The organism is Pseudomonas sp. (assembly GCF_017744435.1).
Taxonomy (GTDB): Bacteria; Pseudomonadota; Gammaproteobacteria; order Pseudomonadales; family Pseudomonadaceae; genus Aquipseudomonas.
Genome location: NZ_JAGIBG010000008.1, coordinates 206,271 through 227,750, shown reverse-complemented (window position 1 = coordinate 227,750; position 21,480 = coordinate 206,271). Strand labels below are relative to the sequence as shown.

At 64.5% G+C, this 21,480-nt stretch carries 23 protein-coding genes; 13 read left to right on the top strand and 10 right to left on the bottom strand.

Going from position 1 to position 21,480, the window contains the following annotated elements:
• Positions 1 to 93: 93 nt before the first annotated feature.
• The 4 genes from J7573_RS08550 to J7573_RS08535 all read right to left on the bottom strand — a co-directional run bounded on the left by J7573_RS08550 (position 94) and on the right by J7573_RS08535 (position 3,271).
• Positions 94 to 798: an SDR family oxidoreductase gene (locus J7573_RS08550; protein WP_159410268.1), complete on the bottom strand. Its 705-nt coding sequence runs from the start codon at positions 796 to 798 to the stop codon at positions 94 to 96.
• Between the two features lie 101 nt (positions 799 to 899).
• Positions 900 to 1,793: a LysR substrate-binding domain-containing protein gene (locus tag J7573_RS08545; protein WP_294332509.1), complete on the bottom strand. Its 894-nt coding sequence runs from the start codon at positions 1,791 to 1,793 to the stop codon at positions 900 to 902.
• A gap of 81 nt (positions 1,794 to 1,874) precedes the next feature.
• Complete coding sequence (locus J7573_RS08540) at positions 1,875 to 2,780, bottom strand: LysR substrate-binding domain-containing protein (RefSeq protein WP_294332506.1); 906 nt, start codon at positions 2,778 to 2,780, stop codon at positions 1,875 to 1,877.
• Between the two features lie 86 nt (positions 2,781 to 2,866).
• Positions 2,867 to 3,271, bottom strand: a complete 405-nt coding sequence (locus J7573_RS08535; protein ID WP_294332503.1) for a tetratricopeptide repeat protein — start codon at positions 3,269 to 3,271, stop codon at positions 2,867 to 2,869.
• A 124-nt stretch (positions 3,272 to 3,395) separates the two neighbouring features.
• Here J7573_RS08535 and J7573_RS08530 point away from each other — a divergent pair, with 124 nt between their 5' ends.
• The 3 genes from J7573_RS08530 (at position 3,396) to J7573_RS08520 (ending at position 6,946) form a co-directional block, all read left to right on the top strand.
• Positions 3,396 to 3,578: a DUF2986 domain-containing protein gene (locus tag J7573_RS08530; RefSeq protein ID WP_159410264.1), complete on the top strand. Its 183-nt coding sequence runs from the start codon at positions 3,396 to 3,398 to the stop codon at positions 3,576 to 3,578.
• Positions 3,579 to 3,913: 335 nt separating this feature from the next.
• The gene (locus J7573_RS08525; protein ID WP_294332496.1) at positions 3,914 to 5,635 is read left to right on the top strand and encodes an ABC transporter permease subunit; all 1,722 of its coding nucleotides are present in this window, start codon (positions 3,914 to 3,916) and stop codon (positions 5,633 to 5,635) included.
• A 9-nt stretch (positions 5,636 to 5,644) separates the two neighbouring features.
• Positions 5,645 to 6,946, top strand: coding sequence for a nitrate/sulfonate/bicarbonate ABC transporter ATP-binding protein (locus tag J7573_RS08520; RefSeq protein WP_294332493.1), 1,302 nt, complete (start codon positions 5,645 to 5,647; stop codon positions 6,944 to 6,946).
• A gap of 27 nt (positions 6,947 to 6,973) precedes the next feature.
• On the opposite strand, the gene J7573_RS08515 is transcribed toward J7573_RS08520, so the two are convergent.
• Genes J7573_RS08515 through J7573_RS08505 form a run of 3 tightly spaced genes read right to left on the bottom strand, consistent with a single transcriptional unit; the run spans position 6,974 to position 9,114 of the window.
• On the bottom strand, positions 6,974 to 7,609 hold the full coding sequence (locus tag J7573_RS08515; protein ID WP_294332491.1) for a LysE family translocator: 636 nt from the start codon (positions 7,607 to 7,609) through the stop codon (positions 6,974 to 6,976).
• 53 nt (positions 7,610 to 7,662) lie between these two features.
• The gene (locus J7573_RS08510; RefSeq protein WP_103447586.1) at positions 7,663 to 7,863 is read right to left on the bottom strand and encodes a DUF1289 domain-containing protein; all 201 of its coding nucleotides are present in this window, start codon (positions 7,861 to 7,863) and stop codon (positions 7,663 to 7,665) included.
• Between the two features lie 54 nt (positions 7,864 to 7,917).
• On the bottom strand, positions 7,918 to 9,114 hold the full coding sequence (locus J7573_RS08505; RefSeq protein ID WP_294332483.1) for an MFS transporter: 1,197 nt from the start codon (positions 9,112 to 9,114) through the stop codon (positions 7,918 to 7,920).
• Positions 9,115 to 9,248: 134 nt separating this feature from the next.
• Between J7573_RS08505 and J7573_RS08500 the strand changes: the two genes are divergently transcribed.
• On the top strand, positions 9,249 to 9,704 hold the full coding sequence (locus J7573_RS08500; protein WP_294332479.1) for a GNAT family N-acetyltransferase: 456 nt from the start codon (positions 9,249 to 9,251) through the stop codon (positions 9,702 to 9,704).
• Positions 9,705 to 9,823: 119 nt separating this feature from the next.
• Here the strand turns inward: J7573_RS08500 and J7573_RS08495 are convergent, their stop codons facing one another.
• Together J7573_RS08495 and J7573_RS08490 are read right to left on the bottom strand one after the other, a co-directional pair.
• Positions 9,824 to 10,570, bottom strand: a complete 747-nt coding sequence (locus tag J7573_RS08495) for a cache domain-containing protein (protein ID WP_294332476.1) — start codon at positions 10,568 to 10,570, stop codon at positions 9,824 to 9,826.
• A gap of 42 nt (positions 10,571 to 10,612) precedes the next feature.
• Entirely contained in the window at positions 10,613 to 11,362 is a 750-nt protein-coding gene (locus tag J7573_RS08490; protein WP_103447590.1) for an FCD domain-containing protein, read from the bottom strand.
• Between the two features lie 216 nt (positions 11,363 to 11,578).
• Here J7573_RS08490 and J7573_RS08485 point away from each other — a divergent pair, with 216 nt between their 5' ends.
• The 9 genes from J7573_RS08485 (at position 11,579) to J7573_RS08445 (ending at position 20,474) form a co-directional block, all read left to right on the top strand.
• Positions 11,579 to 13,003, top strand: a complete 1,425-nt coding sequence (locus J7573_RS08485) for a gamma-aminobutyraldehyde dehydrogenase (RefSeq protein WP_294332465.1) — start codon at positions 11,579 to 11,581, stop codon at positions 13,001 to 13,003.
• Between the two features lie 142 nt (positions 13,004 to 13,145).
• Complete coding sequence (locus J7573_RS08480; protein ID WP_294332461.1) at positions 13,146 to 13,751, top strand: dimethylamine monooxygenase subunit DmmA family protein; 606 nt, start codon at positions 13,146 to 13,148, stop codon at positions 13,749 to 13,751.
• Entirely contained in the window at positions 13,748 to 14,716 is a 969-nt protein-coding gene (locus J7573_RS08475) for a PDR/VanB family oxidoreductase (protein ID WP_294332458.1), read from the top strand. The genes J7573_RS08480 and J7573_RS08475 overlap by 4 nt, the downstream gene beginning before the upstream one ends.
• Before the next feature lie 17 nt (positions 14,717 to 14,733).
• Positions 14,734 to 15,780 carry a DUF3445 domain-containing protein gene (locus J7573_RS08470; RefSeq protein ID WP_294332456.1) on the top strand — a complete coding sequence of 349 codons (1,047 nt, stop codon included), beginning with the start codon at positions 14,734 to 14,736 and terminating at the stop codon, positions 15,778 to 15,780.
• 72 nt (positions 15,781 to 15,852) lie between these two features.
• Positions 15,853 to 17,058: an MFS transporter gene (locus J7573_RS08465; protein WP_294332452.1), complete on the top strand. Its 1,206-nt coding sequence runs from the start codon at positions 15,853 to 15,855 to the stop codon at positions 17,056 to 17,058.
• A 158-nt stretch (positions 17,059 to 17,216) separates the two neighbouring features.
• Positions 17,217 to 17,894 (top strand): histidine phosphatase family protein, encoded by a 678-nt coding sequence (locus J7573_RS08460; RefSeq protein ID WP_294332449.1) that lies wholly within the window; start codon positions 17,217 to 17,219, stop codon positions 17,892 to 17,894.
• Positions 17,895 to 17,896: 2 nt separating this feature from the next.
• Entirely contained in the window at positions 17,897 to 18,718 is an 822-nt protein-coding gene (locus tag J7573_RS08455; RefSeq protein WP_294332447.1) for a phosphatase PAP2 family protein, read from the top strand.
• 27 nt (positions 18,719 to 18,745) lie between these two features.
• The gene (locus J7573_RS08450; protein WP_294332445.1) at positions 18,746 to 19,408 is read left to right on the top strand and encodes a class I SAM-dependent methyltransferase; all 663 of its coding nucleotides are present in this window, start codon (positions 18,746 to 18,748) and stop codon (positions 19,406 to 19,408) included.
• A 181-nt stretch (positions 19,409 to 19,589) separates the two neighbouring features.
• On the top strand, positions 19,590 to 20,474 hold the full coding sequence (locus J7573_RS08445) for a DMT family transporter (RefSeq protein WP_294332443.1): 885 nt from the start codon (positions 19,590 to 19,592) through the stop codon (positions 20,472 to 20,474).
• On the opposite strand, the gene J7573_RS08440 is transcribed toward J7573_RS08445, so the two are convergent.
• Positions 20,471 to 21,349 (bottom strand): hypothetical protein, encoded by an 879-nt coding sequence (locus tag J7573_RS08440; protein ID WP_294332441.1) that lies wholly within the window; start codon positions 21,347 to 21,349, stop codon positions 20,471 to 20,473. The two genes, J7573_RS08445 and J7573_RS08440, sit on opposite strands and share 4 nt — an antisense overlap.
• Positions 21,350 to 21,480 lie beyond the last annotated feature (131 nt).

Here is a 21,480-nt window from a genome sequence, read left to right as displayed (position 1 = left end):
TTAAGTGTAGGCCGCATGGCATGCGGCGCTCGATCTAGAAGACGCTGAAGACGGTGTGGCTATCTCCTGCTGGCCTGCCCCCAAAGAACCTGCTCAGACGCTGCGCGTCACACCGCCATCGACCTTGATGTTCTGCCCGGTGATGTAGGCAGCACCGTCGCTGGCGAGGAAGGCGATGGTGGCGGCGATTTCCTCGCTGGTGCCGTAGCGCTTGAGCGGAACGCTGTCGCGGCGTTGCTCGGTGGCCGGCAGGCTGTCGATCCAGCCGGGGAGCACGTTGTTGATACGCACGTTATCGCCGGCGAACTGGTCGGCGAATATCTTGGTGAAGGCGGCCAGGCCCGAGCGAAACACGGCTGATGTGGGAAACAGGTCAACGGGTTCGAAGGCCCAGGCGGTAGAGATATTGATGATCACCCCGCCCTTCTGCTTTTGCATGTAAGGCGTTACCAGCCGTGTCGGGCGAATGACATTGAGCAGGTAGGTGTCCATGCCCTTGTGCCAGTCTTCGTCGCTGATCTCCAGGATCGGCGCGCGCGGGCCGTGGCCGGCGCTGTTGACCAGCACGTCGATGCGCCCCCATTGCTCGACCACGGCATCCACCAGGCGCTGCAGGTCCTCGACCGACTGGTTGCTGCCGGTGACGCCGATGCCACCCAGTTCGGCGGCCAGCGCCTCGCCCTTGCCTGAAGAGGACAGGATGGCGACCTTGAAACCGTCAGCGGCCAGCCGACGTGCCGCTGCGGCGCCCATGCCGCTGCCACCGGCAGTGATGATTGCCACTTTTTCTACAGACATGTTGCCTCCTTGGGTAATGGAACTGCGCTGTTGCAGGTTTCATCACACTAGCAGCCGGCAGCTGATCGAGGGAGGCAGGCAAAGTTTGCCCATCCAGTAGATTAACTATCGCCTACCTGGTTGTTGAGCCACCCTCTGACAAGGCCCAGTGCTGCTGCCTCCTGCGCCTTGCGTGGCCATACCAGGTAGAACGCCTTGTCCAGCCTCAACTGCTGGGGAAAGACCTGCTCGAGCCTGCCGGCTGCGATGTCGTCCTTGACGAAGGCATAGCTGGCGAGGGTAATGCCCTGCCCGCCAATGGCGGCGTCGATGGCCAGCGATGTCTGGTTGAAACGCACACTCTTCGCCGTTGGTTTCGGATGATCAGGGAAGAAGGCGGCCGTGAATTGCGGCCAGAAGTTGTGCCCGTCGTGCAAGGCGACATAACGTTGCAAGGCGGCAAAGCTCTCTGGCTTGCCCATTTCAGCCACCAGTGCCGGGCTCGCCACTGCGACGATCCGTTGCTCCATCAGCAGCTCGACGTTCAGCCCGCCGCCGAACGGCGGCTGACCGTAGCGCACGGCGATGTCGACGCCATCGGTATGGAAATGCGAGAGGCGGTCGGTGGCCAGCAGGCGCAGATCGATGTCAGGGTGGGCCTCGGCGAAGTGGCCGAGCCTTGGAATCAGCCACTTCGAGGCAAAGGTAGGCGTCACGCTGACCGTGAGCTGGGACGGCGCCGGGCGCAGCAGCCGGGTCGCCTCGTCGATCATCCCCAGGGCGCTGCGGATGCTCGCCGCATAGCCACGCCCGGCATCGGTCAGGCCAACACCCCGCGGCAGGCGCTCGAACAGGCGTACCTGCAGGCTGGCCTCCAGCCCGCGCACCTGCTGGGCGACGGCCGCCTGGGTCACACCCAGCTCCTCGGCGGCAAGGCGGAAGTTCAACTGACGCGCCACCACTTCGAACACACGCAGCGCATTGAGTGACGGCAACCCGGGGAAACCAGCAGGCATGGGAATGGATTTTCTATCGACCAAGGCCTCCCGAGGCTATCACGCTTCAGCCGCACACGGGGTATCCCCACCACTTAGACTCTAGCGATCACCAGTACTCGATTGCAGCAACCAGTCCCGGAAGATACGGCAGGCATTCGACAGCTTGGCCTTGTTCGCGTGAACCAGGTAATCCGAGAAGCCGGTGCGCAGCTGGAACTGCTCGATGGCCTGTACCGCGCCCTTCTCGATCATTTCCCTGGCCATGAACTCCCAACCCAGCGCTACCCCCAGCCCGCGCTCGGCCGCATGCAGGGCGAGGGTCACCTGGTTGTAGGTGATGACTTTGCCCGCGGGTTTGAACGCCTTGCCGAAATGCGCCAGCCAGTCGTTCCAGTTCATGATGTCCCAGCCGTCGTTGTCGATCTGTATCAGGGGCAGCTTCAGCAGATCATCGAGGGATTCGACGTGGCCAACGGGAAAATCCGTGCTGCAGACCGGATAGACGATTTCGTCGAACAGCTTCGCCCCGCTCAACCCCTGCCACTGCCCGGCACCATACAGGATGGCAAAGTCATGGGCCTGGCAGAGGGCTGGCGAAAGCTGGTTGGTGGCAACCACATTGACCGTGATATCCGGGAACTGCTGCTGGAAGTGGGCAAGCCTGGGGAACAGGTAGTAATGCGCAACAGCGTGGGTGCAAACGACGCTGAGGGTGTTCTGGTCGTACCACTTGCGCACGCGCTGCACGGTGTCGCGCATGGACTCCAGCGCAGGCTGCACGCCTTCATGGAGCTCGCGCCCCGGCTCGGTCAGCTCCACGCCCCGGTGCTTTCTGGCAAACAACGGGAAGCCGAGGTTGTCTTCGAGCTTCTTGATCTGTTTGCTGACCGCACTCTGGGTAATGAACAGTTCCTCGGCCGCCAGGGTAAAACTGCCCGTTCGCGCCACGGCTTCGAAGCATACGAGTGGGCCGACAGGGGGCAACGGTCTTGGATTCTTTTCCATCAGGGAACCTTCGAATGGCTCCAGCAATTTATCAGATATCACTGCCCCCAACAGTGAATGTCAGCATTGGCTGGCATTCCACAGGCTCATCGGGTTTTGTCGGCCACGGATACCGCCGTCGCATTCCGGGCCTTTTGCGCGGCCTGGATCAGCTGGAAGTTGCGATTGCGCAGTGCGGTGTTGCTGCCAACTCGCTGGTTGGAGCGCACCGCCAGCACTTCGGCCTGGTCAAACTGCCCCTGCTCCAGGCGCAGCACGCCCAGGTAGTGCAGCGTGGCGGGGTTGTTCGGCTGGATCTGCAGCGCACGTTCCAGCGTGGCGGCGGCCTGGTCCAGCCTGCCCTCTTCATATTGTCGCGAGGCGGCTTCTATCAGTTGGGTCGAGGCCTTGTTGCTGCGCACCGGGGCCGAGTATGAACCCGCCAACGCGCCTTGGCAGGCGACGGTGCTGAACAACAGGAGCAGTGCTGGCAGCAGGCGCTGGCTTGGCATGGAGCGGGCACTCAAAGGGTCAGGGAAGTATCAGGTGAATTCGGCGAGAGGCTACAGACCGGGCCCGCAGGATGAAGTTCCCGAGGTACAATGCGCGACCCACGTTGCACACCAGAGATGCACAATGAACCGCCAGAAGAAACTCAAACAGCTGCTCAAGGCCCACCAGAAAAAGGCCAATGCCAAGCTGGCGCCCAAGAGCAACAAGCCCAAGTACATCAGCAAGGCCGACCGGCTGAAGCTTGAAACTGAAGCGGCCGTTGTACAGAACGATTCAGACACACCGGCGGCCCAGGCAATCGCCTGAGCCTCGGCCCGTTCGGTCAACAACGCTGCTTCTGCAATATTTCATCAAGAAAAGTCTATCCCTTTTCGTGAATTCCTTTTCATGACGGCGGGATTGATCGTTTACGCAGTTGCTGGTCCAGCCACATACCCTCCCCATGCCGCATTGAGCAGGTATATCGTCACTTCCTTCCATGCCAGTGGCGATTAAACAAATCTTAATCTCTCCCAGGCATTTGCCGCCCTCTAGCCAGTTGCTTGCGACTGGCACTGCCATTGACCTGTAAGCCAACTGAACCATACTGGCTCACGTGGCGACATCTGCCCTTCCCAGCCCCTGACGATAGAGACCTGATCATGGCCCGCCTGTTCACCCCGTCGCCAGGCCTGCGTAACGCCGCGCCCAATCGCTGGGACTGGATCCTGCTGCCGCTGGTGCTGGTATTGCTGGTGCTCGCCGCCTATGGCGCCATGCAGATGAGCCGGCCGTTCGTAGTCGGCGAGGCGCTGCCGATCTCCCTCGACCCGGCCAACCTGCCCTACTACCTGCTGCGCACCATGCTGCGGATGTTCACCGCGCTGGGCTTCTCGCTGCTGTTCGCCTTCCTCTTCGCCGCGCTGGCGGCCAAGTACCGTGCGGCCGAGAAGGCCATGATCCCGCTGCTGGACGTGCTGCAGTCGGTGCCCATCCTGGGCTTCCAGGCCATTGCCATCGCGCCCTTCATCGCACTCTTCCCGGGCAACCTGCTGGGCGTGGAATGCGCGGCGATCTTCGCCATCTTCACCTCCCAGGCATGGAACATGGCGCTGAGCCTGTACCAGTCGTTCCGCACCGTGCCGCCGGAACTGAACGAGGCCGCGCGGATCTTCCAGCTTTCGGCCTGGCAACGCTTCTGGCGCCTGGAACTGCCGTTCGCCATGCCCGGGCTGCTGTGGAACATGATGATGTCGATGTCCGGCGGCTGGTTCTTCCTGGTTGCCGCCGAAGCCATCTCGGTGGCTGGGCAGGACATCAAGCTGCCTGGCATCGGCTCGTACATCGCCGTGGCCATCGACCAGCGCAACCTCGGCGCGATCGGCTGGGCCATCGGCGCAATGCTCACCGGCATCGTGCTCTACGACCAGCTGTTCTTCCGTCCGCTGCTGGCCTGGGCCGACCGTTTCCGCTTCGAAGACACCCAGGGCGACACCGCGCAGCGCTCCTGGCTGCTCGACTGGGGCCGCCGCAGCCGTTGGCTGAGCGGCTTCAGCGCATTGCTGGCGAAGGGGTTCCAGAACGCCATGGGCTGGTTTGCTCAACGCCATGACGGCACCGTGGCACGGCGCCAGTGGCTGCGCCTGCCCGCCTGGTGGTCACGCGCCTGGGACGCGGCCCTGGTGCTGGTCTGCGCCTTTGCCTTCGTCCGCCTGGGACTGTTCGTGCACCAGGACGTTGGCTGGGGCGAGGCTCTGCACGTGCTCGGCCTGGGCCTGATCACCCTGTGCCGGGTGATGCTGCTGATCGCCCTCGCCTCGCTGGTGTGGGTGCCGCTGTCGATCTGGATCGGCCTGCGGCCCCGCTACTCGCAGAAGGTCCAGGCGCTGGCACAGTTCCTCGCCGCCTTCCCGGTCAACCTGCTGTTCCCGCTGGTGGTCCTGGTGCTGGTGCACTTCCAGCTCAGCCCGAACATCTGGCTCAGCCCGCTGATGGTGTTCGGCACCCAGTGGTACATCCTGTTCAACGTGGTCGCGGGCGCCGCGACCATTCCCTACGAACTGCGCCTGGCCGCCGACAACCTCGGCCTGCGCGGCTGGCTGAAATGGAAACGCGTATACCTGCCGGCGGTGTTCCCCAGTTTCATCACCGGCGCCATCACCGCCAGTGGCGGCTCGTGGAACGCCAGCATCGTCGCCGAGTATGTCAGTTGGGGCGATACCTCGCTGGTGGCCAATGGCCTGGGCAGCTACATCAAGCAGATGACCGATGCCGGCGATTTTCACCGCATTGCCCTGGGCATCGGCGTGATGTGCATCTACGTGATGCTGGTAAACCGCGTGTTCTGGCGCCGCCTGTACCTGCTTGCCGAAAACCTTCGCTGAGGACTTGCCATGAAACCATCGCTGATCGAGCTCAAGAGCGTGAGCAAGGCCTTCCAGGCTTCCGACGGCACCCCGCGCACCGTCCTCGAAGGCGTCGACCTGAATCTGCGCGAGCGTGAGATCGTGGCCCTGCTCGGGCGCTCCGGGTCGGGCAAGTCGACCCTGTTGCGGATCATCGCCGGCCTGGTCGGCGCCGACCGCGGTACCGTCACCTACCGCGGCCAGCCGATCCACGGCCCGGTGGGCGGCGTGGCCATGGTCTTCCAATCGTTTGCATTGTTCCCCTGGCTGACCGTGCAGCAGAACGTCGAGCTAGGCCTGGAAGCCCAGGGCATGAACCCGGCCGAGCGCCAGCGCCTGGCCGACACGGCGCTGGAGCTGATCGGCCTGTCCGGTTTCGGTGGCGCCCTGCCGCGCGAACTTTCCGGCGGCATGCGTCAGCGCGTGGGCATTGCCCGCGCCCTGGTGATGAATCCCGAAGTACTGCTGATGGACGAGGCCTTCTCGGCGCTCGACGTGCTAACCGGCGAAACCCTGCGTGACGACATGCTCGAGCTCTGGGAAGAACGCCGCATCACCACCCGCAGCATTCTGGTGGTGTCGCACAACATCGAGGAGACGGTGATGATGGCCGACCGCATCCTCATCCTCTCCAGCGACCCGGGCCGCGTGCGCTCGGAACTGCACATCGACCTGCCGCGTCCGCGCAATGCCGACTCAGCAGAAGTCCGCGCGATGATCGACGAGGTTTACGCGCTCATGACCCAGGGCCCCGAAGCCATTGCCGCCGCCGGTGCCCCACCGGCCGTGGAGCTGGGCTACCGGCTGCCCGACGCCGACATCGCGCGGATGGAGAGCGTGCTCGAGCTCATCGCCGGCGAACCCTTCAACGGCGAGGCCGACCTGCCGCACCTGGCCGAGGAAACCGCGCTGCCCGACGAGGTGCTGTTCCCGATCTACGAGGCCCTCGGCCTGCTCGGCTTCGCCCAGGTGATCGAGGGCGACATCCGCCTTACACGCCAGGGCCGCAACTACGTGACGGCCCGCCAGGCGCGGCGCCAGGACCTGTTCGCGCGCCAGTGCAAGGGCCGTGTGTCGCTGATCAGCTACATCCTCGACAGCCTCCACCTGGAGCCCGCCGGCCTGCTGGAAAAGACCGTGCTCGACCGCCTGACGGAGTACATGGACGCCGAGGAAGCCGAGCGCGTGCTCAAGGTGGCCATCGAGTGGGGGCGCTATGCCGAACTCTATGAGTACGACTTCCACACGCGCCGCCTGACCCTTGCGCGGGAAATCACCGGCGAACACTGATGCCGGCGACCGCTGCGCCTCAGTTTGTCAACCGGCCTGGCGGCGCATGCTGAGAATCGCCGCGCCAAAGCCGATGAAGGTCGTCCCAACCACCCGGCTCACCCAGCGCGACAGCGCCGGCCGGGTCAGCACCCCCTTGGCCCGCGACGCCAGCGCGGCATAGAGGCTCAACGAGGTCAGCGACAGGGCCACGAAGATCCCGGTCAAGGTCAGGAACTGCGGCAGCAGTGCCGCGCCCTGGTCGATGAACTGCGGGAACAGCGCAGTGAAGAACATCGTCGCCTTGGGGTTGGTGACGGCGGTCAGGAACGCCGACTTGTACAGCTTCAAGGGGGTCGGTTTGCTGACCTTCACCGCCGCCTGATCCACCAGCATCGGGCTTTTCTTGAGCAACTGCCGGGCACCGAGGTAGAACAGGTAGCCGGCACCGATCAGCTTGACCGCGTTGAACAGCATCTCGGAGCTGGCCAGCAACGCCCCCAGGCCAAGCATGGCTGCCGCCGACAGGCAGAACAGGCCCGTACCATTGCCCAGTGACGACCACACGGCACTGCGCTGGCCGTGGGCGAGGCTGTTGTTGATGGCCATCAGGGTAGCGGGCCCTGGGCTGGCAATGGCGATTGCAGCAACCAGGGTGAAGGCGAGAAGCGAGTGGGTATCCATACGGCAGGCTCGGGAACGTTACGAAGCATGCATCTTACACAAGCGCAGCGGCTTCAGTCGTTACCCTGGCGCTTGGCGTTCTTCTTGGTGATGGCCTTCATCCGTGTGGCCGCGCGTTGCACGGTAGCCATCTTTTCAGGGCGTTTCATGCCGCGCCACTTGCGGATTTCCTCACGGGTGCGACCGCAGCTCACGCACAGCTCGCTGTTGAGCTGGCAGAGCGAGACGCAGGGGTTTTCGATGTCTTTGGCCATGGCGGGCTCCAATCACGGCCGCGGATCATACCCTGAGGCAGCAGCCGGGCATACTCAAGCTGCCACGACACGCCCGTCCAGGCGCCGCCAGACCAGGCGGCCGACGGTGATCGACCAGTTGGCCAAGGCGATCACCAGCAGCAATTGCAGCAGCGCCGGCATGCCTGCCTGGACGATGACCTTGCCGGCCAGCAGCGGGAAACCGAACACGCCAACGAAATAGGCCAGGCTGAACAGCACCAATGACTGGGCTGTCTGCCCGGCGGGCGCTTCATTGGCCGCCAGGCCGTTGATCACCGAATAGGTCAGGCCATAGCCGACACCCAGCACCACTGCCGCCAGCACATAGGTCGCCGTGCTGTCGACGCCGTACAGGAACAGCAGCACCGACAGCACCATCAACGCCGTCAGCAGGCAGGCCATGCGGTACGGGTCACGCTTGACGATGAAACCGGCAATCAGCAAGCGGCAAGAGATCGCAGCCGACATGAAACCCAGGAAGAACAGCGAATAGTCCAGTTGCCTGGCACTGGCATACGAGGTCTGGAAGCTCGACAGCCCACCGAAGATCGCGCCACCCAGGCCGACCATGAGGATGGCGAAGGCCGCCCTGGAAGACATCACCGCACGGGTGGCTGCCGGGGTGATCTTGCATACCGCGACGGCGCCGGTTTTCAGCTGCTGCATGCGCGGCCCCATCAGCAGGAACATCACGCCACCCAGCGCGCTCGCCGCGGCTGCAGCGACGAACGCCGCCTCCACCGGATAACCCAGTGCCTGCGCCGCGCGCCCCAGCAACGGCCCGGTGCCGATGCCGGTCATCATGCTGCCCGAGAGCAAGGCAAAGTATTTGACCCGCCGTGCCGGCTCGATGAGCATCGCCACGATGATCGGCCCCAACGTGTAGAACAGGCCCCAGCCGAAGCCCAGCAGCAGGCCACACAGCAGGATGGCTGTGCCGAACCCGGGGGCGGCGGCAAAGCCCAGGCAGGCCGCGGCAAGAAACACCGCGCCACCGGCCACGGCCTTGGGTGCACCAATCAGGTCGGTCAGGTGGCCGGAGAAGATTACCGCCAGAAACGTGCTGAGCATGGCGGCGGAGATCACCGTGCCGGCATCGGCTTCGCTGGCGCCGTGTGTGCGCAACGTCATGGCCAGCAGGAAGGTGGTGCCGTAGGACAGCGAAAGCAGGTAGCTGCTCAGGCAGAAGGTGGCGAACAGGCCATTGGCAGGTGGTTGACTTGCAGACATCGGGCATTCCGGTTGTTTTTGTCGAGTGCCCGGTTTTTATCACGGGGTGACCGGCGTTTGGATATGAAAGCAGCGGAGTGAAGCGTGGCAGACTCATACCTATCAAGCTCAGGCGAACTTCAGGAGGCTTCACCTTGAACACGGACCTTACGCTGCGCAGGGCCGAACTGGCCGACATCGAGGCGATCACGGAACTGGTCCAGGCGGCCTACTCGCCCTATATCTGCCGCATCGGCAAGCCGCCAGCACCGATGCTGGATGACTATCGCCAGGTGGTGGCGGATGCAGAGGTGCACGTGGCACTGCAAGGCACGCAAGTGGTGGGGGTACTGGTGCTGGAGTGCGAAGGCGATGAGATGCTGCTGGCCAATGTTGCGGTTTCGCCCGCGTGCAAGGGCCGGGGGATTGGCAAGGTGCTGATGCAGCTTTGTGAAACCCGGTCACGGCAAGCAGGGTGCAATGCCGTGCGGCTGTATACCCATGAACGGATGACCGAGAACATCGAGATCTATCGCAGGCTGGGGTATGTCGAGACGCACCGGGCTGAAGAACAAGGCTTTGCCCGGGTGTTCATGCGCAAGGCCTTGTAAAACCTGGGCCGGCCTCTTCGCGGGCACGCCCGCTCCCACAGGGACTGTGCCGAGCTTGAGGCCTGTGATATTCCTGTGGGAGCGGGCGAGCCCGCGAAGAGGCCCTGTCAGGCAGCCGATCATTTGCGCCTGAGCACCGGCAAGCGCACCAACGACCACCCCGCCTCGGACTCCGCCAACGCCAGGCGAATGCCATCGCGCGGCAAGGTGTTCAACAAGGCCTGGGCCAGGTCACCGACCATCCAGTTCGCGGTGTTCGAGGCAATCACCCGCCCGTCCGCCGAGATCAGCACCGCCTCATGCTCCAGGCGCATCAGGCTGCGCACCAGCAGGCGCTCGACATTGTGCAGCGACAGGTCCAGCCCGGCGACGCCGATGAACCGGCCCTGCACCTCGATCGGCATGGTGAAGGTCAGCACGTACATGTTGGTGCCGTACAGGTCCACGTACGGCCCTTCAACCACGCTCTTGCCGGTTTTCATCGGCCGGCTGTACCAGGGCATTTCGGTGTAGTCGTAGTAGTTCTCGCGGCGCCGATCGAAGTTCGGCCGCAGCGGCAGGGTCTTGCCACCGTCGGCCAGGTACCACCACTCCAGGTGCATCTCGCGGTCGGCCAGGCCGTTGGGCGCGACGATGATGCCGCCGCCACAGCCAAAGGCACCGGTGGTGAGCAATTGCTGGTCGATGGCCGGGCGCAGGGTCGCGAGGTCCTTGGCGCACGGCTGGCGCCCTTCGGCGAGTACCCGCTCCCATAGCGCTCGGGTTTCTTCCACCAGCTGGCGAACCTGGCCGAAGATGGTCCCCAGGGTGTGGTCCAGTTGCTGGGCACAGGCTGACAGCGGGTCGTTTTCGCTCAGGGCAAACATGGCATTACCTCACGCAGGTACAGCTTTGTTGTTATGGACGGCTCAGTCCTGCCCGTCGGCCAGCAGCTCCAGACGCAGGCTGATCAGGCGCTTGATGCCACGGCTGACATGGGCTTCGGCCAAGGCGCCAGCCAGCACCGCATCACCGGCGACCAGCGCTTCGAGAATGGCCCGGTGCTCGTGTTCGACCACCGTCACGTCACCGCCGCCAGCGGCCTCCATCCACAGCAGTTCACCGACTTCCGACTGCAGGCGCATTTCTGCGCTGGTCAGGCGCAGCGACTGGGCAGCGGCGGCCACTTCGATATGAAAACGTGCATCGGCGCGGTGCCGGGCCAGGCGCGAGCCGGCCTGGCTGAGGGTTTCGATATGCTGGGCGATACGTGCCTGCTGCTCTGGCGAGCTGCGCTTGGCGGCCAGGCGCGCCGCCGTGCCGGAGATCGCCGTTTGTTCATCGCCCAGGTCGCGCAGGTCCGGGCCGCTCATGTCACGCAGGCGTTGCAGCAGCAGCGCTTCGGGCAATTCCACCGGGGCGCAGACAAAGCTGCCGCCATTGCGCCCGCGACGGGTCTCGATCAAGCCACGTTGGCGCAGCACCACCAGCGCTTCACGCAAGGTCACCGTGGCGACACCCAATTGCAGGGCCAGTTCCGACTCACTGGGCAGTTGCTGCCCTTCAGCGAACATCCCCAGCTCGATCGCCTCCACCAGGCGGCGCGCCACTTCATCGGTTCGCCCTTCCTGGCGCAACCGGATGAAGGCGGTGTTACGAGCACTATTCAGGGCAGTCATTGCCTCTCCCTATCGAGCATTGCCGGGCTGGGCGCGGGCCTCGGCTAAAAGGTTCAGTTTCGCATCTTATAGCGAACGGGCCAGCGCCCGATACCGATTTGCCGGCCATTCTACCGCCTGGAAGTGGATTTTCGCAGTGGTTGGCAAACTAAAAATATTAAGATATGGTTTCATAGGTTTAGATTTCTACCAATAAGACCGACCAAGGAATCCGCCATGCAAACCAAACTCCTGATCAACGGCCAGTTGGTCGACGGGCAAGGCAGCCCGTACGCCGTGTACAACCCGTCCGAAGGCACGGTGCTGGTGACTATCGCCGAAGCCAGCGCTGCCCAGGTGGATGCTGCGGTGCAGGCCGCCGACCAGGCCTTCGTCGGCTGGTCGCAGACCGCACCCAAGGACCGCGCCCAGTTGCTGCTCAAGCTGGCCGACCGCATCGAAGCCGAAGCCGCCCGCCTCGCCCGCCTGGAGTCGCAGAACTGCGGCAAGCCTTACCAGGCGGCGCTGAATGATGAAATCCCGGCCATCGCCGACGTGTTCCGCTTCTTTGCCGGCGCCAGCCGTTGCCTGTCCGGCTCGGCCGGCGGCGAGTACCTGCCGGGGCACACTTCGATGATCCGCCGTGACCCGCTCGGCGTAATCGCCTCCATCGCGCCATGGAACTACCCACTGATGATGGTCGCCTGGAAGCTCGCCCCGGCGCTGGCCGCCGGCAACTGCGTGGTGCTCAAGCCCTCCGAGCAAACCCCGCTGACCGCCCTGGCGCTGGGCGAGATCATGGCCGAGCTGTTCCCCGCCGGCGTGGTCAACATCCTGTTCGGCCGTGGCCCGAGCGTCGGCGAACCGCTGGTCAACCACCCCAAGGTGCGCCTGGTGTCGCTGACCGGCTCGGTGGCCACCGGTGCACGGATCATCGCCAGCACCGCCAGCAGCGTGAAGCGCACCCACATGGAGCTGGGTGGCAAGGCGCCGGTACTGATCTTCGACGACGCCGACATCGATGCCGCCGTCGAAGGCATCCGTGCGTTCGGCTTCTACAACGCCGGCCAGGACTGCACCGCTGCCTGCCGCCTGTATGTCCAGCAAGGCGTCTACGAGCAGTTCGTGAGCAAGCTGGGCGAAGCCGTGGCCAGCCTGCGCATGGGCCTGCAGGACGACCCTGAAACCGAGCTCGGCCCGCTGATCACCCGCGAGCACCTGGAGCGCGTCGAAGGTTTCGTCGAGCGCGCCAAGGCCCAGCCGCACATCCGCCTGGTCACTGGCGGCCATCGGGGTGCAGGCGACGGCTTCTTCTTCGCGCCGACCGTGCTGGCCGATGCCCGCCAGGATGACGAGGTCGTCCAGCGTGAAGTGTTCGGCCCGGTGGTCAGCATTACCCCGTTTACCGACGAAGCCCAGGCCCTGGCCTACGCCAACGATTCCGACTACGGCCTCGCCTCCTCGGTGTGGACCCGCGACGTCGGCCGCGCCAACCGCCTGGCTGCACGCCTGCAGTACGGCTGCACCTGGGTCAACACGCACTTCATGCTGGTCAGCGAAATGCCCCACGGCGGCATGAAGCAGTCGGGCTACGGCAAGGACATGTCGATGTACGGCCTGGAAGACTACACCTGTGTGCGCCACGTGATGTTCAAGCACTGATTGTCGACTTTGGTCATAAAACATATAAAACCATAGGCAATATGGCATGGGTTCTGCTTCCGCCCATGCCCGAGCCTGAAAACAGCCGTCAACGTTACCTTCCGGCACAGGCCGGGGGTTCGGGCTTACGAGGTGTGTCACCATGCTTATCACCGGCATCAAAAGCCGCCCGGTCTACGACCAGCTGCGGCCCATGGCAGGCGGCCTGCGCCACCTGATCGCGGGCCAGGGCAGTGGCGGCGCGGCCATGCTGCGCCTGATCGCGGACATGTCGCCCGCGCAACGCGCGCGCAGCACCCTGCTCTACTCCACCGAGTCGTTCTCCGGGCACGATCACCTGCAGGCGCTGCAAGCCGCAGAAGCGGCCGGGCTGGACGTGTTCCCCAGCAACCAGGCGCTGATCGCCGCCCTGCGCGAACGCCTGGGCCAGGCCCACATGGGCACGCGCCTGTACCTCAGCGGCTCGGAAAGCTTCATCGGCACCGCCATGCAAGCCGCCAACGCGGTCGACCTGAACCGTGACGAAGTTCTGCGCGAACACAGCGGCACCCTGGTCCGCCGCGTGTGGTGCGCGCACTGCGACACCTACACCGAGAACGTCACCCAGCGCGTGTTCAGCTGCCCCGGTTGCCAGCTCGACCTGGTGGTACGCGACCACTATTCCCGCCGCCTGGCCGCCTTCCAGGGCATCAAGGCCGATGGCGAAGTCCCGGGCGAACTGCCAGCAGCCGAGGAGCTCGACACATGAATACCCATAACGGCACCCTCAGCGTGCGCGTCGCCCGCATCGAAGCGCTCACCCCGGAAATCACCCGCTTCACCCTGGTCGACCCGGCCGGCAAGCACCTGCCGGCGTTTTCCGGCGGCAGCCACGTGGTGGTGGTGCTCGAAGACGGTGACAAGACCCACCGCAACGCCTACTCGCTGATGAGCTCGCCCTACGACTCCAGCGCCTACCAGATCGCCGTGCGCCGGGTCTGCGATGGCCGTGGCGGCTCGCGCTACCTGCATGACCGGGTCGCCGAGGGCGACCTGTTGCAGATCCTGCAGCCGGCCAACCTGTTCCCGTTGGCCAAGCATGCCCGCCAGCACGTGTTCATTGCCGGCGGCGTGGGCATCACCCCGGTCTACTCGCAACTGGAAGAACTGCAACTCAAGCAGGCCACCTTCGAGCTGCACCTGGCCGTGCGCGGCCCCGAGCACACTGCCCTGGGCCTGGAGCTGCAGGCACGTTACGGCGAGCGCGTGCAGCTGTACGTGCAAGGCGTCGATGCGCGCATGGACATCCGCCACATCCTTGCCGACCGCCCCTTGGGTAGCCACGTGTATGTCTGCGGCCCGGACAGCATGATCGACGACACCCTCGACAGCGCCCGCGCACTGGGCTGGACCGACAGCCACATTCACTACGAGCGCTTCGTCGAGCAAGGCTCCAGCGGCCAGCCATTCAGCGTCACCCTGGCACGCCAGGGCGTGACCATCGAGGTGCCGGCCGAACAGTCGCTACTCGAGGCCGCCGAACAGGCCGGCTACAAGGTGCCTTACCTGTGCCGCGGCGGTGCCTGTGGCTACTGCGAGACCGAAGTACTGGACATCGATGGCGAACTCGACCATCGCGATGACTGGCTCAGCGAGGAAGACAAGCTGAGCAAGCGCAAATTCATGCCCTGCGTATCCCGCGCCAACTGCAGCCGCCTGGTCGTAGACCTCTGAGACAGGAAAACAACAACATGACCGTATTCAAGCCGATCGAATCCTACGCCGACGCAGGCCAGGGCCACACCTACAGCAACAGCCGCGAAGCCGTGCTGCGTCTGCCCTTCCCGTACCCGGAAGACCAGTACATGTACTCGATGAACGTCGAGCCGCACGTACCGTTCGGCACCGGCGCGCTGCGCGGGCAGTTCGACATCGACGAGCACTACATCTCCGAGTGCCACCACCGTGCGCACACCCTCGACAGCCAGCCGGGCGTGCACTACGCCGCCCTGCCGCACATGATGGAAGCCCAGTGGGACCTGCTGGAACTGCTGATGGAGTCGTACTCGCGCGACTACCCCGAGCACTTCACCCTGGACAAGAAAGGCAGCCAGTGGCACTGGATCAACCGCCCGCTGCAGATCGACCAGACCTTCACCTTCGGTGATGCCAGCACCCTGCCGATGGAGCCGATGGAATACATCACCCGCCAGGCCCAGGGCGAGTTCATTCTCCTCGAAGAGCGTGACGACACCCTGGTGATGGGCGCCGGCATGGCCACCCAGCGCGCCGACTACTCGCTGCGCTTCAACCTCGGCATGAGCTTCATGGAGTTCCACGGCCCGGTGCCCAAGCTGCATGAAATGGGCATCCTGCAGCGGGCACTGAAGTTCCTCCTGCGCCTGCGCCCTGGTCACCCGGTGCGCCGCACCAACTGGTCGATCACCGTCGACCCGCGCCTGGAAACCTCCGCCGAAACCCTGCCCGACTGGGCCCCGGAGCGCACCACCGTGACCGCCGAAAACGCCGGTGAACGGGTCAACCTGCGTATCGAGCTGCAGCCCCTGCACCGCTTGCCACGCAGCAACGCCGTGCTGTTCCCGGTGCGGACCTACCTGGTCAGCCTGCAGGAACTGGCCGAGTTCGCGCCACAGTGGGCCAAGCGCATGCACCGGGTGATCCGCGACCTGGACCAGGAACTGGTCGACTACAAGGGCTTCACCCGCTACCGCGATGCCATGGTCAGCTGGCTGTCGCAGTACGACGACGGCACCCCGGTCGACGAAAGCCAGCAGTAACCCGTACCCTGCGCGCGCCTTAACCTGCGCGCGTCTACCCAATGCCGTGCCTGCCATTCAGGGGTTACCCCAATGAAAACAATAAAACACTGCTTGCCCGAAAGCTGGAGCCTGGTGTTCTCCGCCGCCGCGTCTGCCTACGGCGTCGGCCTGCTCGGGCTGTGGGCCTTGCCGTTCCTGATCAGCGCCATCATTCACGATTTGCAACTCAACGAAGCCCAGGCCGGGCTGCTGATGTCGGCCGAGTTCGGTTTCACCATGCTCGCCTCGCTGCTGGTCGCCCCGTTCATGGGCCGCGCACCGCGGCGCACCCTGGCGTTGGCCGGCACCCTGCTGGCGATTGCCGCCAACCTGCTCAGTGCCAATGTCGACAGCATCTACGCACTCGCGGCAGTACGCTGTGTGGCGGGTATCGGCGCCGGCCTGGCCCTGGCCTGCGGCAACGCCGCCGTGTCCAGCGCCAAGCACCCGGACCGGGTCGCCGGGCACATGAACGTGCTGTCGGTGGTGCTGATGATCGTGGTGATGCTGGGCTATGCCAAGGTCATGGCCGCCCATGGCCTGCACGGTTTGTACTACGCGATGGCGGCGACCATGGCGGTGATGCTGCTGGCCATCCCGGCAATGGTGCAGCGCGCGCCGGTGGCCGAACCTTCGCCACAGGCGCCGGCCGGCAAGCCAGGCGCAGGCAATATCCTGCTGAGCCTGCCGGCAATCTGCATGATGCTGGCGATGTTCGTGTTCCAGGCCCGCGACACCATGGGCTGGGCCTTTGTCGAGCGGATCGGCACCATGGTCGGCTACAGCGGCGATGAGCTGGGCGTGCTGCTGTCGTTCCAGTCGTTCGTCGGCCTGATCGGGCCGCTGATCGCAGCCATGGTCGGCAAGCGCTTCGGCATGAGCACGCCGGTGATCCTGGCGATCCTGCTGACCGGTGCAACCAGCCTCAGCTATGTACTGGGCGAGCACTCCAAGACCCTGTACACCGCCGGGGTGATGACCATCTGCATCACCTATTTCTACGCCCTCAGTTACCTCACTGGCCTGGCTGCGGCGCTGGACCGCGAGGGCCGTGTGGTGGCTGCCGCCGGCAGCTTCCTCAGCCTCGGGCTGGCGGTGGGGCCGGCGATTTCCGGCGGGTTGATTTCGCTGGGTGGTTTCAGCCTGGCGGCCTGGGGCATCGGCGTGACAGTGGTACTGACCCTGCTGCTGGTGGCGGTGCCGCTGGCCAGTATTCGCCGTGAGCAGCCACCCTTGCCGGTTGCTGCAACAGCCTGATTCGGCCGCTATTCGAACGACAGCCCATCACCCAGCCCCCTGACCGACAAGTCACTCGGCGGCGGTTGGCAGGGATAAGACAATTTTCACATCCGCTTCACTATTGGGCCACAAAGCCGAGGATAAGGTGCTGCCAGCCTTGTCCTCGGAGTGGCAGCATGCTGGAAAATGTAATTGCGACGCACCCGCGCCTTCAGCGCCTGAAACGCCGGAAACTGCCTGTTGTCTGGCTGCTGGCGTTGTTGCTGGCCTTCACGGCGTTCGGCCTCTGGCACGTGTTGCGCACGCATGTCACCAACCTGGGCAGCTCGCAATTGATGAGCGAACAGGGCGTCTACAGCGCCTGGAACAGCGGCAAGGTGATTGTCCTGATCCGCCATGCCGAACGCTGCGACCGCTCCAACCATGCCTGCCTTGGCGACCCAGCCGGCATCACCGTGGACGGCAGCCAGGCCGCAGCCGCCGTCGGCGACGGCATTCGCCGCCTGGGCCTGGCCAATGCCGATATCCTCAGCAGCCCGGAAGTCCGCACCCAGCAAACGGCGTCGTTCGTCTTCGGCAAGGCCATCGAAACCCAGGAATGGCTGGCGCGCTGCGACAGCACCTTTGCCAACGCCGCCCTGGCGCACAAGCGCGAGGGCCACAACCTGGTGCTGGTCACCCACAGCGGCTGCATCGACCACCTCGAACGGCAGCTGCGCGTAGCGGGCGGCGAACGCGTTGCCGGCTATGCCAGCGCACTGTTCATCAGCAAAGACAGCAACGGCAAGGCACACTTGCTCGGGCAACTCAACGCCAATCAATGGCAGACACTCAACAGCAGCACAGGGAAGTAAGCATGCCCGTTTCTTCACGCACCACGTTCTACGTCAACAACCTGCTATTGCCGCTGTTGCTGGCTGCGATCACGTTCCTGCTGTTCGACCTCACCACGCTGGACCGCTGGATCAGCAACCTGCTGCTCGACCCTGTCAGCGGGCAGTTCCCGCTGCTGCATGACCAGCTGTTCGAAAAAGTGACCCACAAATGGCCACGCATCCTGCCAAACTGGACCGGCGAGGCGGCGATCATCGGCTCGCTGCTGTCGTTCATCTGGCCCCTTCTGGCCAACCACCCCGACGCGCTGATTACCCGTGGCCTGAATGCTGCCAGAATCAGCCCGGTGCTGCGCTTTACCAGCCGTCATCGCCGCGACTTCCTGTTCGTGGTGGTGGCATTTGCCTTGAGCACCACGGTCATCCATTACCTGAAAAGCCACACCAGCGTGTATTGCCCGGTGGAAACCACCCTCTACGGCGGCCCCGAGGCGCACGTGGAGTGGTACGAGAACTTCCGCTGGTTCAGCAAGGCGGGTGAAGGTCGTTGCTGGCCGGGCGGCCATGCTTCCAGCGGTTTCACCTTGCTGGCGCTGTACTTCGTGGCGCTGCGTTACCGCTGGCAGCATGCGCGCAAGCTGCTGGTGGCCATTCTGCTGATCGGCTTCGTGTATGGCACCACCCGCGTACTGCAAGGCTGGCACTACATGTCGCATACCTTCTGGGCCGGGATCTTCGTGTGGTTGACCACCTGGGCCACCGCCCTGGGCTTCTATGGGCGCGAGGCGCTTCAGGCGCCGGCTCGTGCCCCCTCGGACAAGACGTCGACAAACGCCTATGCTTGAGCAGCCCCACTGCTCAGGAACTCCGACATGCCCACCCCCGAAGACGCCCTGCAGCACAGCTGGCGGCACAACGCCCGGGCCTGGATAGACGTGGTACGTGGCGGCGCTATCGAGAGCCGCCAGCAGGTCACCGACCAAGCGATCCTGCTGGCGATCCTCGGGCGACAGCCTGAGCGGGTACTGGACCTCGGCTGCGGTGAGGGCTGGTTGCTGCGGGCGCTGGCCGATCGCGGCATCGAGGTGACTGGCGTGGACGGCGACGCCGCGCTGGTCGAGGCTTCGCGGGCCGCAGGCTCGGCGCACGTGCACCAGGCCAGCTATGCGCAGCTGGCCGCAGGTGAGGTGAACATCGGCAGCGGCTATGAGCTGATCTGCGCCAATTTCGCCCTGCTGCATCAAGACATCATCCCCTTGCTGACGGCCATGAAAGCCCTGCTGACGCCCGATGGCGTGCTGGTGATCCAGACCCTGCACCCCTGGAGCGTGGCAGGCGGGGATTATCAGGACGGCTGGCGCGAGGAGTCGTTTGCGAACTTTGCCGGGGAATGGAAGCCGATGCCGTGGTACTTCCGGACCTTGGCCAGCTGGCTGAATGCCCTGGACATGGCGGGGTTCAGGTTGCTGAGCCTGCAGGAGCCGCAGCATCCGCAGAGCCCGGTGCCGCAGTCGTTGCTGATGGTGGCTGGGTAGCCTGTTCCGGCCTCTTCGCGGGCATGCCCGCTCCCACAGGTACCCACTTTACTTGAGCTCGGCGCAATACCTGTGGGAGCGGGCGAGCCCGCGAAGAGGCCGGAACTGTCGACATCAATCTTGAAAACCTTTGCAACAACCCGCTAGCCTGCACCCCTCCTTTCTGGATGGACCCGGCCCCATGCAACCGCGCGATATCGCCGCCTACCTGTTCCTGGCCATCGCCTGGGGCTTTTCATTCCTGGTGGTGCTCAAGGTGGTGCATGCCTTCGGCTGGGTCGGCGCGGTCAGCCTGCGCGCCTTCATCGCCGGCGGCACCCTGGCCATTCTCGCCGCCCTGCTGGGCCGGACCTTGCGCCTGCGCCCGCTGCTCAAGCCGTTGCTGGTGGTCGGTGCTACCACCGTCGCCGGGCAGCTGATCGGCCTGTCCTATGCCACCCCGCGCATCGGCACGGCCATGGCAGCAATCTTCGTCGCGACCATTCCGCTGTTCTCGATGATCATCGGCCGGGTCTGGGGCCTGGAGAAGATCAGCCCGCAAGGCCTGGTCGGCTTGTTGCTGGGCCTGCTGGGCATGGTCATGCTGGTAGGTTTCCCGGCGCAGGCGGTGACCGAGGACTTCATCCACGGCTGCCTTGCTTCGCTGTTCGGCTGCGTGTGCGCGGCCTTCGGCAGCAACTACGCCAGCCTGCACCTGCGCGGACAGGACCCGTGGACCGTGACCGGCGGCGCGTTCCTGGCCGGTGGCCTGCTGACCTTGCCATTGCTGCTGATAGTCCCGGTGCCGACCCTGCCGCAGGCCAGCGACTGGCTGTACCTGGCGCTCAGCGGCAGTGTGATGAGCGCCACCACCTACGTGCTGTACTTCGGCCTGGTGGCACGCATCGGTGCGACCCGCGCCATCAGCGTCGAGTTCGTCGTCACCCTGGTGGCCGTGCTGGTCGGCGCGCTGTTCCTCGGCGAAGCCCTGAGCCTGCTGCAGGCTGCAGGTGGCCTGGTGATCCTGCTTGGCTGCCTGCTGGTGCTGGGCCTGCTGCCAGGGCGCAAGCGCCGCCTGCCCAGTTAACGCTGGGCAGTGGCCTCGTCGGCAGGCGGGGTCAGCTGCAGCACGCGATTGCGCCCGCCTTCGGCGAGCAGGTAGCCGCCCTTGCCATCGGCGATGATCGACTGCGGCGCCTTGAGGAAGGTCAGCACCACGTGCTGGGTGCCGTCGGCATCCACCCGCAGCAGGCGTGCGCGGTGGGTGTTGTCTTCGCTGATCCACAGGCCACGGTGGTCGCACATCAGGAAAGTGGGATGGCGCAGGCCCTCGACCACAACCGGGTCTTTACCGTCGTCGGACAACGCACGAACGATGCCGGTGCCCTTCTCGGTGTACAGCAGGCGGCCGTCGGCGCAGCGGGTCAGGCCTTCGGTTTCGGTCAGCGCCGAACGCAGCACCTCGAGTTGGCCGCTGGCCCAGTCATAACGCATCAGGCGCCCATTGCCCTTGCGGTCTTCGATGGCATACAGGTGATCGCCATCGTTCCACAGCCCCTGCACGCTGTTGCCTTCGAACAGGTGGGTGACCTGGCCATCGCGGGACAGGCTGACCGGCGCCTGGCCACCTTCCTGGCTGAACACCCAGCCACCTTGCGCAGCGACCATGCCGTCGGGCTTGGACAGGTTGTCGATCAGCACCACGCGGTCGCCGCTGGCGCTGATCTTGAGAATGCTGCCTTGGCCGTCATCCAGCTCGCGGCTGACCAGCAGGCTGCCGTCGGCCTGGGGCAGCAAAGAAGCGGCCTTGGCCACGTCGCGGTGCAGCACCTCGACACGCCAGCCACTGGCGGCCTGCACCGGGTAGAACGATTGCCAGGCGAAAAAACCCAAGGTGGCAGCCACCAGTCCGGTGGTGGCTGCCAGGGCGATACGGGTGCTGCGCCGATGCAGGATGGGCATGAACGGGGCTCCTTGAGGTTGGCCCGAATCCTAGCAAGAGGATACGAAAATGTCGTCATCAGACGACACAAACACAAAAGGATATAAAAAGAACAAAACAATCTAACAAAATGGAATTATAAAATTGAAAG

Bases quoted from the DNA above. Each gene is read 5' to 3' on its own strand.
- J7573_RS08550 (WP_159410268.1), bottom strand. From the start codon at position 798: ATGTCTGTAGAAAAAGTGGCAATCATCACTGCCGGTGGCAGCGGCATG.
- J7573_RS08545 (WP_294332509.1), bottom strand. From the start codon at position 1,793: ATGCCTGCTGGTTTCCCCGGGTTGCCGTCACTCAATGCGCTGCGTGTG.
- J7573_RS08540 (WP_294332506.1), bottom strand. From the start codon at position 2,780: ATGGAAAAGAATCCAAGACCGTTGCCCCCTGTCGGCCCACTCGTATGC.
- J7573_RS08535 (WP_294332503.1), bottom strand. From the start codon at position 3,271: ATGCCAAGCCAGCGCCTGCTGCCAGCACTGCTCCTGTTGTTCAGCACC.
- J7573_RS08530 (WP_159410264.1), top strand. From the start codon at position 3,396: ATGAACCGCCAGAAGAAACTCAAACAGCTGCTCAAGGCCCACCAGAAA.
- J7573_RS08525 (WP_294332496.1), top strand. From the start codon at position 3,914: ATGGCCCGCCTGTTCACCCCGTCGCCAGGCCTGCGTAACGCCGCGCCC.
- J7573_RS08520 (WP_294332493.1), top strand. From the start codon at position 5,645: ATGAAACCATCGCTGATCGAGCTCAAGAGCGTGAGCAAGGCCTTCCAG.
- J7573_RS08515 (WP_294332491.1), bottom strand. From the start codon at position 7,609: ATGGATACCCACTCGCTTCTCGCCTTCACCCTGGTTGCTGCAATCGCC.
- J7573_RS08510 (WP_103447586.1), bottom strand. From the start codon at position 7,863: ATGGCCAAAGACATCGAAAACCCCTGCGTCTCGCTCTGCCAGCTCAAC.
- J7573_RS08505 (WP_294332483.1), bottom strand. From the start codon at position 9,114: ATGTCTGCAAGTCAACCACCTGCCAATGGCCTGTTCGCCACCTTCTGC.
- J7573_RS08495 (WP_294332476.1), bottom strand. From the start codon at position 10,570: ATGTTTGCCCTGAGCGAAAACGACCCGCTGTCAGCCTGTGCCCAGCAA.
- J7573_RS08490 (WP_103447590.1), bottom strand. From the start codon at position 11,362: ATGACTGCCCTGAATAGTGCTCGTAACACCGCCTTCATCCGGTTGCGC.
- J7573_RS08485 (WP_294332465.1), top strand. From the start codon at position 11,579: ATGCAAACCAAACTCCTGATCAACGGCCAGTTGGTCGACGGGCAAGGC.
- J7573_RS08480 (WP_294332461.1), top strand. From the start codon at position 13,146: ATGCTTATCACCGGCATCAAAAGCCGCCCGGTCTACGACCAGCTGCGG.
- J7573_RS08475 (WP_294332458.1), top strand. From the start codon at position 13,748: ATGAATACCCATAACGGCACCCTCAGCGTGCGCGTCGCCCGCATCGAA.
- J7573_RS08470 (WP_294332456.1), top strand. From the start codon at position 14,734: ATGACCGTATTCAAGCCGATCGAATCCTACGCCGACGCAGGCCAGGGC.
- J7573_RS08465 (WP_294332452.1), top strand. From the start codon at position 15,853: ATGAAAACAATAAAACACTGCTTGCCCGAAAGCTGGAGCCTGGTGTTC.
- J7573_RS08460 (WP_294332449.1), top strand. From the start codon at position 17,217: ATGCTGGAAAATGTAATTGCGACGCACCCGCGCCTTCAGCGCCTGAAA.
- J7573_RS08455 (WP_294332447.1), top strand. From the start codon at position 17,897: ATGCCCGTTTCTTCACGCACCACGTTCTACGTCAACAACCTGCTATTG.
- J7573_RS08450 (WP_294332445.1), top strand. From the start codon at position 18,746: ATGCCCACCCCCGAAGACGCCCTGCAGCACAGCTGGCGGCACAACGCC.
- J7573_RS08445 (WP_294332443.1), top strand. From the start codon at position 19,590: ATGCAACCGCGCGATATCGCCGCCTACCTGTTCCTGGCCATCGCCTGG.
- J7573_RS08440 (WP_294332441.1), bottom strand. From the start codon at position 21,349: ATGCCCATCCTGCATCGGCGCAGCACCCGTATCGCCCTGGCAGCCACC.